This window comes from Arcicella gelida, assembly GCF_034931025.1.
GTDB classification, from domain to species: domain Bacteria; phylum Bacteroidota; class Bacteroidia; order Cytophagales; family Spirosomataceae; genus Arcicella; species Arcicella gelida.
Map to the genome: position 1 here is coordinate 45,334 of NZ_JAYGIL010000028.1, position 17,836 is coordinate 63,169.

8 protein-coding genes are annotated in these 17,836 nt (G+C 35.6%); 2 read left to right on the top strand and 6 right to left on the bottom strand.

The annotated features are described in order from the left end of the window. Window positions 1–13: 13 nt before the first annotated feature. Window positions 14–1,684 carry an energy-dependent translational throttle protein EttA gene (ettA, locus tag VB776_RS18845; protein WP_323698419.1) on the bottom strand — a complete coding sequence of 557 codons (1,671 nt, stop codon included), beginning with the start codon at window positions 1,682–1,684 and terminating at the stop codon, window positions 14–16. Between the two features lie 555 nt (window positions 1,685–2,239). Between ettA and VB776_RS18850 the strand changes: the two genes are divergently transcribed. Further along, window positions 2,240–3,520 carry a DUF349 domain-containing protein gene (locus tag VB776_RS18850; RefSeq protein ID WP_323698420.1) on the top strand — a complete coding sequence of 427 codons (1,281 nt, stop codon included), beginning with the start codon at window positions 2,240–2,242 and terminating at the stop codon, window positions 3,518–3,520. A gap of 159 nt (window positions 3,521–3,679) precedes the next feature. On the opposite strand, the gene VB776_RS18855 is transcribed toward VB776_RS18850, so the two are convergent. After that, a complete protein-coding gene (locus VB776_RS18855) occupies window positions 3,680–6,721 on the bottom strand; it encodes a glycoside hydrolase family 3 N-terminal domain-containing protein (RefSeq protein ID WP_323698421.1) in 3,042 nt (1,013 codons plus the stop codon). Window positions 6,722–7,090: 369 nt separating this feature from the next. On the opposite strand from VB776_RS18855, the gene VB776_RS18860 reads away from it, so the two are divergent. Then, window positions 7,091–9,106, top strand: coding sequence for a TonB-dependent receptor plug domain-containing protein (locus tag VB776_RS18860; protein ID WP_323698422.1), 2,016 nt, complete (start codon window positions 7,091–7,093; stop codon window positions 9,104–9,106). 138 nt (window positions 9,107–9,244) lie between these two features. On the opposite strand, the gene VB776_RS18865 is transcribed toward VB776_RS18860, so the two are convergent. The 4 genes from VB776_RS18865 to VB776_RS18880 all read right to left on the bottom strand — a co-directional run bounded on the left by VB776_RS18865 (window position 9,245) and on the right by VB776_RS18880 (window position 17,636). Then, window positions 9,245–11,716, bottom strand: a complete 2,472-nt coding sequence (locus tag VB776_RS18865; RefSeq protein ID WP_323698423.1) for a bifunctional YncE family protein/alkaline phosphatase family protein — start codon at window positions 11,714–11,716, stop codon at window positions 9,245–9,247. A 161-nt stretch (window positions 11,717–11,877) separates the two neighbouring features. Further along, window positions 11,878–15,102, bottom strand: a complete 3,225-nt coding sequence (locus VB776_RS18870) for a TonB-dependent receptor (RefSeq protein ID WP_323698424.1) — start codon at window positions 15,100–15,102, stop codon at window positions 11,878–11,880. A gap of 356 nt (window positions 15,103–15,458) precedes the next feature. Next, a protein-coding gene (gene prfB, locus VB776_RS18875; RefSeq protein ID WP_323698425.1) for a peptide chain release factor 2 occupies window positions 15,459–16,533 on the bottom strand; the annotation gives its coding sequence in 2 pieces (ribosomal slippage) (window positions 15,459–16,472 and window positions 16,474–16,533; 1,074 coding nt in all). A gap of 179 nt (window positions 16,534–16,712) precedes the next feature. Further along, window positions 16,713–17,636 (bottom strand): class I SAM-dependent methyltransferase, encoded by a 924-nt coding sequence (locus VB776_RS18880; RefSeq protein WP_323698426.1) that lies wholly within the window; start codon window positions 17,634–17,636, stop codon window positions 16,713–16,715. Window positions 17,637–17,836 lie beyond the last annotated feature (200 nt).

The window sequence follows — 17,836 nt, forward strand, 5'->3', positions numbered from 1 at the left end:
TTTAGTTGATTGATTACTCACCCAACTTCTTATAACGAATACGTTTTGGTGTAGCATCGTTACCTAAACGTTTTTTACGGTTTTCTTCATAATCAGAGAAGTTACCTTCAAACCAATATACTTGCGAATTTCCTTCAAAAGCTAAAATGTGCGTTGCAATTCTATCTAAGAACCAACGGTCGTGGGAGATGACTACCGCACAACCACCAAAGTTTTCAAGGGCTTCTTCTAAGGCACGTAAAGTGTTAACGTCCAAATCGTTGGTAGGCTCATCTAACAAAAGTAGGTTTGCACCTTCTTTCAGCATCATCGCCAAGTGTACACGGTTACGCTCACCACCTGAAAGGTTACCAATTTTCTTTTCTTGGTCAGCTCCGTTAAAATTGAACTTACTTACATAAGCACGAGCATTTACTTGTTTCCCGCCTAGCATTGTATGTTCTGTGCCACCAGAAATAGTTTCAAAAACTGATTTCTCGCCTTTTAATTGGTTATGTTCTTGATCTACATAAGCCATTTGTACGGTTTCACCTACTTCAAATGTTCCAGCATCTGGCTGTGCTTGTCCAGTAATCAATTTAAATAAGGTTGTTTTACCAGCACCATTTGGTCCGATTACTCCAACAATACCCGCTGGCGGTAAAGAAAAAGTAAGATTATCAAACAATAACTTATCGCCATAAGCTTTCGTTACATTGTTTACTTCAATTACTTTATTACCTAATCGTGGACCCGCTGGAATGAATAATTCTAATTTATCTTCTTTCTGACGGTTTTCTTCCGACATCAATTTATCGTAAGCTTCTAAACGTGCTTTAGATTTTGCCTGACGTGCTTTTGGTGCCATGCGTACCCATTCTAATTCACGTTGTAAAGTTTTCTGACGACGAGATTCTGTCTTTTCTTCTTGTGCTAAACGATTTTGTTTTTGCTCTAACCAAGAAGAGTAATTTCCTTTCCACGGAATACCTTCGCCACGGTCTAATTCTAAAATCCAACCCGCTACGTTATCTAAGAAGTAACGGTCGTGCGTAACGGCAATTACCGTTCCTTTGTACTGACGAAGGTGTTCTTCTAACCACAAAACCGATTCAGCATCCAAGTGGTTGGTAGGTTCATCTAATAAAAGTACGTCTGGTTCTTGTAATAATAAACGACACAAAGCCACACGACGTTTTTCACCCCCTGAAAGATTAGCCACGTTGGCATCAGAAGGCGGACAACGTAAAGCGTCCATTGCTCTTTCTAAACGAGTATCCAATTCCCAAGCATTGAAGTGGTCAAGTTTTTCTTGTACTTCGCCTTGGCGTTCTAATAATTTATCAAAATCAGCATCTGGGTCGCCAAAAGCTTCGTTGATTTCATCGAATTCTTTCAATAAAGCTACAATTTCTGCAACGCCTTCTTCTACTACTTCTTTTACCGTTTTTGTTGGGTCGAGTTCAGGTTCTTGTTCCAACATTCCTACAGAATAACCAGCCGAGAATACAATGTCGCCAGTGTAGCTTTTGTCTTTACCAGCAATGATTCTTAAAAGAGAAGATTTCCCTGAACCGTTAAGACCTAATACGCCGATTTTAGCTCCGTAGAAAAATGATAAGTAAATATTTTTGAGAATTTGTTTTTGGGGTGGAACGGTTTTAGAAACACGCTCCATAGAAAAAATAATTGTTTCCTGACTCATTGGGTTAATTTATCGTTTAATGTAATTAGTTGTCGTTTTTATAAAAATTAATAGAATGATTTTGTTCTGAAAATAAAACCTTAATCATTCATTCAAAGATAGTATTTTTAATTAAAGCCTCCTTACCTTTCTTGTGCGGTAGCTTAATTATGAGGCTAAAATTCATGAATTTAGGGCTGTAATGTGCTTAAAGATTTTTTTAATAAATAATTTAATGGTTTTGAGTGCAATTAATATTCAATTATCGTTTATTTTGGGCTTGATTTATGCACTAAAATAAAAATTTACAGAATACATGGATTATGTGGATAAATCATTAGATTTTTTGCTGAAAATCAGTAAATTGCGGAAAATTTAGGTGTTAGAGGAGTTTTCATTTTCAAAATTTGTTAATTTTAGAATTTTGAAATTATTTTCAATCAGAATCGTTTCATAACAAATAAGTAAAATAGAATTTTAAACAATCACAAAACTACTAAAATAAATTCAACCTAAACCATGAATCTCTTAGAGTTATGAGCCTTGCCAGACACTCTAATCATGTAATGTAAACCAATGGAAAATACAATTAAGAACTCCGCCGACTATGGCTATTGTAAAGATGGTAAGGTCTATTTAAAAGGATATTCAGAATATCCAGAACGTCAGATTGGTGTTGTTAGAAACACAGAAGAGGAGGCCCTACAATATTTTGTGAATCGTTTTACGATTGCTGAAAATAAAGTATCCTTACTTTTTGAGCAAGTAGAAGAAGCTCAGAACAAAGGCTCTTATCTTACCAAACTACTTCAACTTCGCAAAAATCTCGTAGAATTTGATGGCTTAGGAAATTTTATGCCCTTGCTTGAACGCTTGGATGGCTTAGAATTAGAACTAAGAGAGCTTATTTTGCACAACCAAATCAAAAATCTTGAAATTAAAAGAGCTTTGATTGAAGAGTTGAGAGAAGCAAGCAAGAATGAAGATTGGGCAGTAACTACGGAAACCATCATGGAAATTAAAACCAAATGGTTGAAGACAGGTCCTGTTGATAAATCTTTACAAGATGGCGTTGAAGAAGAATTCAATGGCATTGTAGATGATTTCTTCGTAAGACGTCGTGAATATTATGCTGAGAAAAACCGCATCATCGACGAAAAACTAGCTACACTTCAACGCATTGTTGATGAAGCTCGTAATTTACGTTACGAAAAAGACGTAGATGCTGGTTTCCTTAAAATCAAGGATTTGCAACGTGAATGGAAAACCATTAGTCAGGTGCCGCCTAAAAAGCAAAGCCAACTTTGGAAGCAATTCAAACGTTCAAGCGATTTCTTCTTTGAGCGCTACAACCGTGAAAAAGGAATTGTATCAACACCAAGAGTTGATCCTAGAGTACAGCAAATGAAGGATATGACTACTGAATTAGAAGGTTTGTTCAAACAACAAGATTTGATTCCACAAACTTCTGAAAAGGCAAAAGGATATTTAGTAAAATGGAAAGAGTTATCTGCTCTTGCTAAAAATGTTGATAGAAGTATTGCTGAACGTTTCAGAAATATCTGCGATAAGATTTTCGAAATGAATTACTTGTTGAGAGTAATTAGCTATCGTCATCCAGCTTTACATGAAAAACCAAGAATTGAGCAATTGAAAATCATGATTAATCAAATGGATTACATGACTAAAAAAGAGAAAAATGAATTGGATTCATTCATCTCTGATGCCAATTACAATGGTCAAATGGGAGATAAATTGGTGATGAATAAAATCAATACTCAAAAACGTAAAATCTCGATGAAAGAAACATTATTAATTGAATTCAAGAAAGAACTTGAAATTTTGTTAGATCAATAGCTTTCTGTGAGATTTTAAGATAGAAGATTCAAGACAAAAGATTTGTTTATGAATCATATCAAATGAAAAAAGCCTTCTGATGGAAATCGGAAGGCTTTTTTCGTAGCACGAGTTTTCAACTCGTGAGCTATTATTATATTTTACGAGTTGGAAAACGTACTACTGTTGTTTTTCAATTGATTTATAAACAACATCCATTACTTTTCGTCTGATTTTCAGTGCATTAATTTTATTGTTACTTGCCGAAGGATGTACTCTGTTTGAAAGGAAAATGAAAACCAATTCCTTTTCTGGATCTACCCAAACTAAAGTGCCCGTATAACCTGAATGTCCATAAGAACTTGGCGAAACGGAAGCCGAAATATAATTACTTTCGCCATCTGCGGGAAGTTTATCCCAACCCAAAGCCCTTTCACTTTTTGAAGAAATACTTGTTGTAAATACTTGGATAGTTTCTTCGCTAAAGAATTTCAGCTGATGAATACTTCCTTTTTCAAGATTCATCTCAAATAATTTCACTAAGTCTGAGGCTGAACTAAACAACCCTGCATGACCCGAAACGCCACCTAACATGGCTGCGGTTTGGTCTTGAACAGTTCCTTGTAATTCTTTTCCTCGAAAAAGTCTATCATTTTCAGTAGGTGCAATTTTGGCTTTTTCTATTTTTTTCAAAGGGTTAAACCCTGTTGTTTTCATGCCTAAAGGTTCATACAAATATGAATTTGTAAAAACATCCAAACTTTGCCCAAGTATTCTTTCCACAAGATGTTGCATAATCATCAAACCCAAGTCGCTATAAACATAGCTAAAACTTCCGTCTTTATCTCGTTTATTGATTAATGGAGATTTGATAACCCATTTCCAAACAGAATCTCGGATGGCATTTTTGGCAAACATGCCTTCGGCTACTTCTAATGGATATTCTAGGGATTGCGTATCGTTATAATATTCTTTTTTCCAGCCTAAAGGAATACGTGTTTTTTCCCAAAAAGGAATGTAAGCAACCAATCCTGCTTGATGCCAAAGAACATCACGAATTGTCATGTTTTCCTTGTTTGTTCCTCTGAGTTCTGGAAGATAAGTAACGATTTTTTCGTCTAAGGCAATCTTCTTTTGGTCGTAAAGGTACATTACAGCTTGAAGTGTCGCCGATACTTTTGTGACTGAAGCTAAATCATAAACTGTTTGATTCGACACTGGCGGACTTGTTAATTCATAAGCAAGCTGCCCATAGTTTTTATTCAGAATGATTTTTCCTTTTCTGGCAACTAATACTTGGCAACCCGGAAATACTTTCTGACTGATGGATGAAGCAATAATTGGGTCGATGCCTTTGAGTACTTCTGGATTCATTCCAACGCTTTCTGGCGAGGCTTTTTCTAATTGTCCTTGTCTTTTAAGCGTAATTCCATCGCCAGCTTTGTACAAGTTTTCTACAGAAACAGGTAATTTACCAACCGCTGGAATTTGTCCAAAAAGTACTTTTGCCATTGCCGAATAAGCGGCATCGTCGTCTTCATAACCACAAACTACATTAGATACTTCTGGAAAATATTTTAAACTATAAGGATTCCCGAATACGCAGACTACTACATTGGCAGTTTTCTTCTCAAGTCGTTTGATAAAATCTTGTACACCAAAACTCAAATCTAATCTGCTCGCAGACTTTTTATTGATATTATGAACACTTAGAATAACGGTTTGGGTTGAATCTACATTTTTTAATACTTCGTTAAAAAAGCTTTCATCGTTTTTATTTACACTTGAATACTGTGGCATCGAAGTAAATGAAGTCAATGTTTGTTGAAAGCGATTGTTCGAAGCAATGTCTAAACTAACCGAAACCAATTTGTTATTTTCAGTTGAAAGCGGTAAAAGCTTTCTTGTATCTTTTACGATGGTAATCGCATTCTCGAATAATTCTTGCTTGATTTGCTGTGCTTCTGGCGTATGTAATTCTTGATATAAATTATTAGTTTCTATGTATTTGAATTGATTCAAACCGACCCAATATTTAGCATGAAGTATTTTTTTAACACGGTTATCTATTTCAGATTGTAGAATTACGCCTGATTGAATGGCATCTTTAATTTTATTAATGCCTTCTGGAATATTTTCGGAGTACAACAAAATGTCATTTCCTGCAATAAATGCCTGTAAATCAATTTCTCCAGAAGATACCCCTTTGCCACTACGAACACCTTTCATATTCAAGGCATCAGTAATTACCAAGCCTTTGAAACCCATTTCTTTTTTTAATAAATTGGTAATGATACTTTGTGACAGCGTAGCTGGACGCCAATCATAAAAAGGAATTTGTAGGTGACCAACGATAACACTTTTGATAGAATCTTCGATAAGTTGTTTGAAAGGAACTAACTCAATATCGTGCATACGTTCGAAACCATACGATACTTGTGGTAAAGTAAAATGCGAATCGCTATGGGTGTCGCCATGACCTGGAAAATGTTTGGCACAAGCTAGAAGTTGATTGTTCTGCATGCCTTTCATGTAAGCACTACTTTTAGCGGCAACATTTTCGGGAATTTCGCCAAAAGAGCGAAAGCCAATCACAGGGTTTTGTGGATTAGAATTAATATCAACAACAGGAGCAAAGTTTAGATGAATTCCCAAACGTTTGCATTGACGGGCAATTTCTGTACCCATGTCATAAATCAATGAATTATCCTGAATCGCCCCCAAAGTAATTTGTTTAGGGAAAGCCATTGTGGCGTTTACACGCATTGCTAAACCCCATTCTCCATCAATTCCAACTAATAAAGGGATTTTTGTTGTTGATTGAAAACGATTATTGAGGTTGGCATAAGAAGTAGGCTCGCCTTGAAAAAATATCAAGCCGCCGATATAATTATGCTGAATTAGATTTTCGAGTTTTTTAAAATGTGCTTCTCCATGCGTTGGATTTACCGCTACCATGAAAAATTGACCGATTTTTTGGTCATTATCCATTGATGCAAAAATACTATCAACCCATTGAGCTTCTAATAATTGGCTGTTATTGACGAATTTAGGTGTTTGAAGTACACGAGTTTTTTTGACAATTTTCTTGTCATTCAACACCTTCTTTTCCGTTTTTGAAAAAGGCAAAAACGTGCTGTTTAATGCTCCTGTGAGAGGGCTTTTGAAAGCAAACCAAAGGAGTATAAGTGTGAATATAGACAATGAAAATTGCTTATACATTTGATGAATTAATGGTTGATGTACAGATAAAAGGATACAAACTTACAATAAATTTAACGCTTATTAAACAGGAAGAGGAAATTTGAATTAGATAAAAATCGCTTGTATAAATAGTAAAAGGAGTTTGAGGAAGACAGAGAGATTATCAATTGGAAATGGTTTGTAATCAAAATAATAACGAAAAAGCCGTTTACTTTATTCGGAAAGATTAACTATTTAAGTTTGAGTGATGAGAAAGAAGCTAAACCTTAATTATTTCATAAAAGGAATCAATAGGTATTTTAAGGAGAATTGCAAAAATTGTGTGGTCAAAAAATTATCTCATTAAGCCTTAAAGGATAATTATTATCAACCCGAAAAACAAACAAAATGTCAATTTTTACTTGTCTTGTTCTGAGTCTCTCAATCACTACGGATTCAACGATAAAAAAACAAAACTTCTTATTGGATGAAGTAACCATAATTGCTCAAAGAAATGAGCAAAAGGTATTTAATACGATGGGTTCTGTAGCAGTACTAAATGCTAAAAACCTTAAGAATTATCAATACAGAAGTACTCCAGAAACTTTATTTGGTGCCAATGGCGTGTTTGTACAAAAAACAAATCATGGTGGAGGTTCCCCCTTTTTAAGAGGATTAACAGGAAACCAAACTTTGATTTTGATTGACGGAATCCGTTTAAATAACAGTACTTTTCGTTATGGCCCAAACCAATATTTGAATACAATTGACCCATTTTTGATTCAAAACATCGAAATATACAAGGGCGGAGGTTCTGTACAATACGGTTCTGATGCCATGGGCGGAACTTTGCAAATCAATACTGCAAGTCCTGAATTTTCAACTGATAAACCAAAAGTAAATGGGAATGCTATCGTTAGATATGGAACTTCATCCCTTGAAAAAACAGCTAGAACAGAACTTTCTTTCGCTTCGCAGAAAATGGCTATCAAAGCAGGTTTGAGCCTGAGAAAATTCGGAGATTTAATTGGTGGCGATACTACTGGAGTACAAACGCCATCGGGTTATGATGAGTTAGCGTTTGATATAAAAGCTAAATTCCAGCTTTCAAAAAATGTGTTTTTAACAGCCGCTCATCAAAACTTAAATCAAAGTCATGTACCTGTTTATCATAAAGTAAAGCTTGAAAACTTTAAGATTAATGAAATGTCGCCACAGAAAAGAGCACTTTCATATCTACAATTTGATATTAAAAGCGAACACCGATTACTGAAAAATTTGACTTTCAATGTTTCTTATCAAGGTACTGAGGAAGGGCGAAATTCTCAGAAAAATGCTTCGAATGTGTATCGTGTAGAAAATGATCAAGTAAAAACATTTGGTTCTTTTATCAATGTACGTTCTGAAATTTTACCTAATTGGGATGCCAGTTCTGGAATTGAGTTTTATGCAGATAAAGTAAACAGCACGAAACAAGATACAGATTTTCAAAGCAATAAAATTACTTATAGCAGAGGGTTATATCCTGATGCTTCAACTTTTAATAGTTATGCGGCTTATTCTTTACACCATATTAATTTGAATAAATGGGATGTAAATTTTGGGACTCGCTTCAATGCCTATGCTATCCATGTAAATGACCAAACCTTAGGGAAAGTAAAGGTTTCGCCACAGGCTTTGGTCGGAAATTTGGCTTTGGGTTATCATCTGGAAAATCATTCTATGACTTACTTATCGTTTAATACAGGTTTCAGAGCGCCCAATATTGATGATATGGGTACTTTGGGCATTGTTGATTTTCGTTATGAATTACCAACTGCCAACTTAAAACCTGAAAATTCTTATAATTTTGAATGGGGCTATAAATTCAGAACATCTACTTTTTCTTCAAGTGTTGCCTTGTCTCATAATCAGTTAAGAAATTTGATAGCCAGAGTAAAAGTAGAAGGACAAAAGATTAATGATTATCAGGTTTACCGAAAAGAGAATGTTGAAAAAGCCTACATTCAAGGTTTTGAATGGGCAACGGAGTGGATGGTTTTACCTGAAATTAAAATCTATACAGATTTGGCTTATACTTATGGGCAAAACGAAACCAAGAACGAACCTGTAAGAAGAATTCCTCCACTGTCGGGTAGAGTAGGAGTACATTATCAAATGAATGATGCTTTTTTTATAAAAGTAGAAGACATCTTCGCAGGAAAGCAAGACCGCTTGGCACAAGGTGATAAAGATGACAACAGAATTCCAAAAGGCGGAACAAATGGCTGGAATGTATTAAATATTTATACGGGTTATGAATACAAAAATGTTACTTTGATAGGCTCGTTCCAAAATATTTTTAATGTAGATTACCGTACACATGGTTCAGGGATTAATGGTGTTGGTAGAAGTTTGATAGCTACTTTAATGTATCGTTTTTAAGAAGAGTTAAAAGAGATTATCTACTGATATTTTGTTCCTAGCAGAACTATAATCAAACAAAAAAGCGGTCAAAATTAGTTTTTTGACCGCTTTTTTATGATTTTTAAAGCCGTGATGATTCATGTTTAACAAAGTCAATTAATCATCATCTTCTTCGTCTTCCTTTTCTGCTTTTGCAGGGATTTTCACAAAAGCACTTCTTTTTGGAGGAGGCATTTTACTGTTTTCTCCTCTCATTACTTTCCAAATGTCTTCGTTAAATGCTAAATCTGGAGCAGCATCTTCGTGACTGAAATCAAAGTTGGTTTTGCGTTTTCCTGTGTTGATAGCAAGATTTCTTTGGTTAATATCAACATTGGCTGGTAAAGCTTTGAAAGGCGTTAAATCAATATTTTTGGTAAAACATCTAAACAATGGCGTTGCGGCAGCATCATACTGGCTCATGGGTGGCAAACCTAAAATCAATTCCATCGTTCTCAACATCCCCGAAGTAGAGTACATGGTATGATCTACAAATTTTCTTTTGGTATAAGGACTTACCACATAAGCCGTAGAACGGTGAGCATCAACGTGGTCTGAACCATTTTGTGCATCATCTTCCAAAATAAACACGACAGATTCTTTCCAGATTTTAGATTTTGAAAGATGTTCAATAAAGTTTCCTACTGCCAAATCGTTATCGGCAATGGCTGCTTCAACACTAAATGCTCCTTTTCTTGAACCAGAAGTATGGTCATTCCCCATTCTTAAACTACTGAAACGTGGAACGGCATTGATGGCTAACAAAGAATCGAAATCTGCTTCCCATTGTTTTTCACGGTCAGAATCTTTGAAGTTCATGTCCCAACCTTTATAATTTCTACAAACATTTCCTTTTACGCCTGCATAATTTCCTTCTGGGCCATCGGCAAATTCCCCATAAGTTCTGAAAGGAATATTGGCTCTTTTGCAGAAATCCCAAATAAAACCATTTTTAGGATAAGCAATTTCTCGCTGACCTTCAAAATCATAAGAACCGCCTCTTCCTCCATAACTTGTTACCCAGTTTTTCTCCACATAATCGTTGGCATAGGCTGCGGTTGACCAGTTATGTCCGTCGGCAGAAACTTCTGCATCTACATAAAAATTATCTAACAAAACATAATCTCTTACAATTTTATGTTGGTTAGGCGTTAATTTTTCAGGAAAAATACAAAGCGATGGGTCGCCATTTCCTTCTTTTACATCACCCAAAACTTGGTCATAAGTACGGTTTTCTTTGATGATATAGAATACATATTTGATAGGCGATTTTCCACCAACTTTCATCGGAATCGGGTTATCGCTTTCGCCCATTGCTAATTTTTCTACTGCTTTGCTGTAAGGAGTATTTTGAAAAACTACTTGCGAATAACTCGCCAAAGTTTGCTCATTAGGCACATCAATGATTGACATCGTCCCTTTCAATAAACCTGCAATATATTCTACTACTTCTTTGTTAGCTTCTGGGTTTGCACCTACTTCTTGCGGTTTCTTTTTGGCTAATGGATTGGGTCCTTTTGGGTTTGGTTTTGAACTAAATCCTTTTCCATTGGTTACATAAATCTTATCTCCAATGGTTTTTACGGCGGTTGGATACCAGCCTGTTGGAATAAAACCTTTCGACAAACTTTTACCTTTCTGACTAATATCAAACACAGCTAAACAGTTATTATCAGCATTGGCGATATACAAAGTACTTTCGTCAGGCGAAAGTGCCACAGCATTTGGTGTTGAGCCAATCGGTGCGTTGGGATATAAAGAAGCAGAAATGTGTTCAATCAATCTTTTGGTAGAAGTTTCAATCACCGAAACAGTATTATCATTTCCATTGGGTACGAATAAATACTTTCCATCTTTTGTAAAAACCATATCGTTTGGATGACTATTCGTAGCAATTTCAGCCGTGATTTTCGCCTGAGCTGGATTATAAACCACTACTTTTGCCCCTCCCCAAAGTGTAATGTACAATTCATTGCTGTTGGGTGCTAACATACAAGTATAAGGTTCGGCACTGAGTTTTTCTTCTTTGATGACTTTTCTGGTCGCCAAATCACAGATAAATAATGACTTTGAATCTTTGGCGACTATATACAAAAGATTGGCTTTCACACAAATGCCAGCAGGTGAAATTTTAGCTTTTGGAAAAGCTTCTCCTAATTTAATTTCTCCGTCTTGAACTAGCTTTTGGTTTTCTATTTTATAAATCACCACTACATTATCATTGCCACCAGAAGCATACAAGTATTTTTCATCCTGACTAAACGCTAAACCTACCCAAGATTTTTTGATGATGACATCATCCAAGACTTTTTCGGTAGCGGCATCAATCAAAGTAATGCTCTGAGTACTCTGCCCGTTATTGGTAACTGCCAAAAGTTTTTGTGAAGGCGAAACCACTAAATTCAAGGGTAAATCATTTAATTGAATACTGCTGCCTACGGGCGTTAATGACCAACCATTCGGAAGGGTTACTCTTTTTGCGACCAGACTTTCAAGTATTGGGTCTTTGCGATTTTGATTAGAGCTTTGTTTTGGACTACAAGCCAAACAGCATAAAATTATACCGATGAAAACGCTTACATGTTTCATTTGTTGAAATGGTTTGTTCAGAATTTATGTGGAATAAAGACGTTAATACAATGTAATTTTTAGGAAATAAAATCACTTTAGTAATTTATCTACTGTCATTAAATGCCAAAAAACGGCTACCGAAGTAACCGTTTTTGATAAGAAAGTGTAAAGAGAATTTCTTAGAATGAATATCTTAACCCCAATTGGATTCTCCAAGGAGTACCACCAGCGGTTGATAGTTTTCTTCCTGCTCCTGTTTCTACGTTATAAGTATAGTTTTTAGTAGTTTGGTCGAAGCCCGTCATCGAGACTAAGTTAACATTTCCGTGGTTATAACTTACGCCTAAATCTTTATTTAATAAATTCATAAAGTTGAAGCAGTCAGCAGAAAGTGAAATGTTGTGTTTGTTAAAGAATCTAACATCTTTTGTCAAACGTAAATCGACAGTATAATAAAATGGATTTACACCGCCATTTCTTTCAGCTACTTTACCGATATTTTCACGAATATAAGTTTTTACACTTGGAGTAACGTCTGGGTTATCTAACAAACCTTGAATACCTTTTCTGATGGCTTCTGGAACATTAGCACCATTTGGGTCAAAAACATAAGCCAAGTCGTTTGTTAATACAAAGTCGCCATTAATACTTTTGTTTCCACCTACCAAGAAAGAGTAACGAGTACCACCAACGCCATTAAAAATTGCTCCTAACTGAAAACCTTTTACCGTTGGAGTAGCCGCTGAAACGACTAATTTATCAGAGAATTGGTCGTCTGAATAAGAAACTGTTTGGTCACGTGGGTCATCAACAACTGGTCTGAAAGTAGAAGTATTGGCTACGCAACAGTTGAACGAGCTATTATCTTTGGTATCGTTTTTAGTATAGCTAATGGTAAAATATCCATCTTTACCAATTTTCATACTTGCATCAATAACTACCGCAATTTGGTCTAATTTTCCAGAAGATTCTAATTCTAAAACTCTTCCTAATTCATCTGATTTTCTACCTTTTGTCCAGTCTGTAGAACCATTTGCTGGAATAGTATTGGCAGGAACATATACACCACGATTCGCTTCGTTACTTAATCTAAAGTATGGTTGATCAACAATATTTCTGTCGTAATAAACGTAGTTGTTTACTGTTTTCGACCACAATAAATTGATACCAGCACGGAATCTCGAATTGAAGAAACGGTTGTAAGAAAAGTTGATTTTATAAATTGAAGGAACTTGGAAATCTTTACTTACTGCATTAATAGTAGAAATATAACTTGAACCCGCAGGAATTCCAGGAGTAGTAGAAGGATTATTGCGGTAAGAAACAAAATCTGGATTGGGTACTCCTGCACCCGAAACATCGATTGAACCTACAATTGTACCAGCATTTTGAATATTGTTCAATTGTAAATATGAAACTGGTTGAGCAGAGAAAATACCTCCACCGAATTTAATAATATCTTTCTGGCGACCATCCACATCCCAAGTTAATTGTAATCTTGGTTGGATATTATTATAATCAGCTAAAGTATTATTGGTTTTAATGCCTAATTTGCTTTCTGTGATGGCATTTGGGTCTCCTTGTTTGAAGAAAATCGTAGCATCATAACGTAGTCCAGCCATTGCTGTAACGTTTTTGAAAGGTTCAAATTCTACTTGTGCAAAAAGAGCTAAGTCTAACAAAGATTGTTTCACTGCTGGATTCACCAAAGGTACTTCACGAGCATATCTGCTTGGTTTTTTGTTAATAAAATCTTGTAAACTTGAAAAGAAGAAACGTCCATTCATTTCGTTTACGATTTTAGAATCTAAGAAAGTCAACATATTATCTGTTCCGAATTTGAAATTCAAATTTCCTCTTCTCAAATAAGTTGTGTTGGCTAATTGAATAGTTTTGTCTTTAGCGTATTCTGTACCAAATCTTTGTCCACCAAATTGTACCGTTCTAGTTTGAGTAGCATTCGGATTACTTTCTGTAGGAATTACCGACCTTACTGTAATAATGGCTCTTGGAATGTTTTCAGCAGGTAAATCTGAACTAACGATGTAATTACGAGAAACTGTTTGAAATTGGAATTTCAATTCGTTGGTTAAATCTGGTGCTAAATCAGAACGTAAAGAAAGTAAAGAACTGTTTTCTGTAGATTTAAAGCCAATCCAGCTTTCTAATAAATTGATGTTAGAGTTATCACTTGTTGACATTGGGCTGTTCCAAGTAGTCAAGTTATTACGGAAAGTCAATTTATTTTTTTCATTAATCTGCCAATCTAAACGAGCAAAAATAGCATTAGCTACTGTTTCTCTTGAAAAATCTCCATATTGTTGCGTGTTTTTCATGCCATACTTTTCTCTGGCTACAGCAATTAACTGATCTAAATTAGCTTTAGTAATTCCGAAGTTTTGTTCTTGTAAAGCATTGTTAACAGGTGCAATTTGGAAAGGAATGGTTTCGTTCTGGCGGTCGAAAGCAACGAAGTAATGTAGTTTATCTTTGATTAAAGCACCACCCAATGAGAAACCATATTGTTTTTGGTCGATATTAGTAGTTCTTGGTGTTCCGTTGGCATTGTACTCGCTATTTAATGGAAATAATTTGTTGCCAAATAACGAAGCCTGACTAGCACGTTGATAGAAAAAGGCTGAACCTTCCATTGTATTTGTACCATTTTTGGTTACTGCATTCACAGAACCCCCACCTTGGCGACCTTGCGTAACATCATAGTTGTTGGTAGAAACCTGAAATTCACGAATGGCTTCTTGCGAAATGGTATAAGGTCCATTTCCAACAGTACCGTTTGTGTACATGCTACGGGCATTTACTCCGTCCATTGTAACATTAGTAGATGAAGAACGCTGACCACTAAAACTACCATTTTTACCTTGTAATGGCGATAGAGCTGTTAAAGCTGAAAAGTTTCTACCTTCCATTGGCAACTGTTTCATTTGTAATGAAGTAACCGCAATAGCCGCACCAGCACGCTCAGTTTCTTTGTTCACAAAAGAATTAGCACTAACAGTCACTTCTGATAATTGCGTATTTCCTTGAACAAGTTTAGTATCGATTTTTAATTTATCTCCTTGATTAAGTGCATAATTTGAAAGTTTTTGGGTTTGATAGCCTACAAACGAGAACGAAATTGAATAGGGTCTTCCTAAAGGAAGTTGTTGTAAGTAATATTCGCCTTTTTCGTTGGTTACTGTACCCGTCTGGAAACCTGTTGATTCGTTTCTAACACGAATAGTAACTCCAGGCACAAATTCGCCTTTTTCGTCGAGTACTTTTCCAGAAATGGTAGCGTCTGTACCTTGTCCGAAAGACATATTACCCAAAAGAGTAATAAAAAATAGTAAAAAGAGCTTTTTAAAGAGACTCTTTTTTGTGAAGTAAAGAGTAAGGGTTTGCATGTTGAAGATGGATTAAGTGAATTGTTGAACACAAAATTATCTTCACTATTTTGCTCGAAACGGTTTTAAATATTACCAAATTATAACCAGTACAAAAGTTAAAACGGGCTTAATGTTAACTTTATACAAGTGGGGAAGAATAGCAGTTTTGCTAATTGTTTATTATTATTTGATTAGCAATTTCTTTGAGAATCTATAGAGATACTTTTTGATGGAAATTAGGATAAACAGAGGTGTAAACAAAAAACGGTAACCGTGAAGGTTACCGCTACTTATAGTCTAATCTTTAATCTTATTTTCTATAGAATGAAAAGAGATTACCTAAAGTCCTCAAGTCCAGAATCCTCAAGTCCCAATTAAGCTTCCATCAAATAAGCCTTAATAAACTCATTGATTTCGCCATTCAGTACAGCATCAGTATTAGATGTTTGGTAATTGGTTCGGTGGTCTTTTACTCGTCTGTCATCCAACACATAACTTCTGATTTGTGAACCCCACTCAATTTTCTTTTTACCTGCTTCTACTTCTGCTCTGGCGGCATTGCGTTTATCAATTTCGATTTGATATAATTTCGATTTCAAAAGTCGTAAAGCTACTTCTTTGTTCATCAATTGCGAACGTTCTTGTTGACAAGCAATAATAATTCCCGAAGGTCGGTGTGTTAAACGAACAGCCGTTTCTACTTTGTTTACATTTTGTCCACCTGCTCCGCCCGAACGGAAAGTATCCCAATCAATATCTGCTGGATTTACTTCAATTTCGATAGAATCATCCGCCAAAGGATACACATACACCGAAGCAAATGAAGTATGACGACGAGCGTTTGAATCAAAAGGAGAAATCCTTACCAAACGATGTACACCGTTTTCGGATTTCAGATTTCCATAAGCATATTCGCCGTCGATTTCTAAAGTAACTGATTTAATGCCAGCCACATCACCATCGTTGTGGTCGGCTTCTTTTACTTTGAAACCATTTTTTTCTGCCCACATAATGTACATACGCATCAGCATATTGGCCCAGTCTTGCGATTCAGTTCCGCCTGCACCTGCGTTGATTTCAAGTACTGCCGACATACTATCGCCTTCGTCAGACATCATTTTGCGGAATTCTAATTCAGCTAATTTTTCTTCTAATTTTGCTCCCTCAGCATCTACTTCTGCTTCGGTAGCTTCGCCCATTTCGTAAAATTCCCAAATGGTATCAAGGTCACCGACCAAGGCGTTGAGTTGGTCGAAGCCAATCGTCCAGAATTTCAAAGCCCTAATTTTCTGCATGGTCGATTCTGCTTTTTTAGAATCAGCCCAAAACTCAGGATCGAGCGTAATTACTTCTAATTCTTCAATCTGGAATTTCTTATTATCGTAGTCAAAGATACCCCCTCAAAGCCTCTACTTTGGCTTTCAGGTCATTGAACCTGTCTTTTGTCATGCGTTAGAATAAATTTGTTTTGTAAATGCTGATTCTAAATAATAATTGAATAAATCTTTGCTGATGCGAAGCAATATTCAAAAACTATTATTGACAAAGATAGCTAGAAAAACAAAGCCTTCTAAATTTTTGGTTTAGAAGGCTTTATCATAAAGGCGTTTCTTTTGAAAACAGAATGTTTATAAGTAAGGATTCTTTGGGAATTCGTAATATAAATAACCTTTATTTTTGAGCTTACTAATGGTTTCCTGTGTAGGCAAAGTTTTGAAAATAACCGCACTCAACACTTGATAAGGCAAAATGCCCAATTTGCACAAAAAATTATCTCTACGAAGTTTCGACTGAATTTTACGAAAAGCGGCTGAACTATTATTAGCAATTTCGGTATCAAGACCAGCTTTCCAATATGAATTATTGATACCTTTAAAAGCAATGGCTGGTAGGTTCATACCCATCGCTATTTTTTCCATTTCTCTGTCCGAAAGTTTAAAGACATAATTGCCAACTTCTTCAAAAGAGTAACGATTTTTCCAGTACTTCTGTAAAATGGTTGGGTCGAAGCGGTCGAGGATATTTTTGATAGCCAGCATCAATGGCATTTTGGTCAATGGGTCTTGTGGTTCAGCCAAAATGATGGCTTTTTTTGCTACTCTAATCATTTCATAAACACCCAAATAAGCTCTCGGAAAATGATGATAGGCTTCTTTACAAAAAACATAATCGAATGAATTGTCATCAAAAGAGAGTTTTTCAACATTTTCTACCGAAAAATCATCAATCAGTTTTTGTTCTTTTACCAAAGGCAAAAATGCTTCACCAATATCTGTAGCCATTACTTTACAGCCTTTTCTAGCAAAATAATTGGCATCGAAACCGTAGCCATCGCCCACGGTTAGCCAATGGTCATTTGCATTAATTAAAGGATTGGCAAGGTCAAATAAACGTTGATGAAGCCAATAGTCTATCGTATTCTCTTCTATACTTTTTTGCCATTTACGAATGGTACTCAACCGTTTTTCTTGGTCAGGATACTGTTTTGCAAACCAAGATTCATGCGAAAGGTAACTGGTTTCTTCAAAAGAGCTTTTTGAAATATTTTCCATTGTTTCAATAGGGAATCAAAAAATAGTGTTTATCGTTAGACTAATGTAAGGAAAAATCTTGTTGGAGAGCATTTTTTTTGAGACAAAACTTAGAGATATAAATTAGAAGGACTGATACTTCGGCTAAAAACTTCTTGCTAAGCTCCTTTCAATTCCCCGCTTATCCTTATCTTTGTAGCATAAAATTTGAAATTACCCTT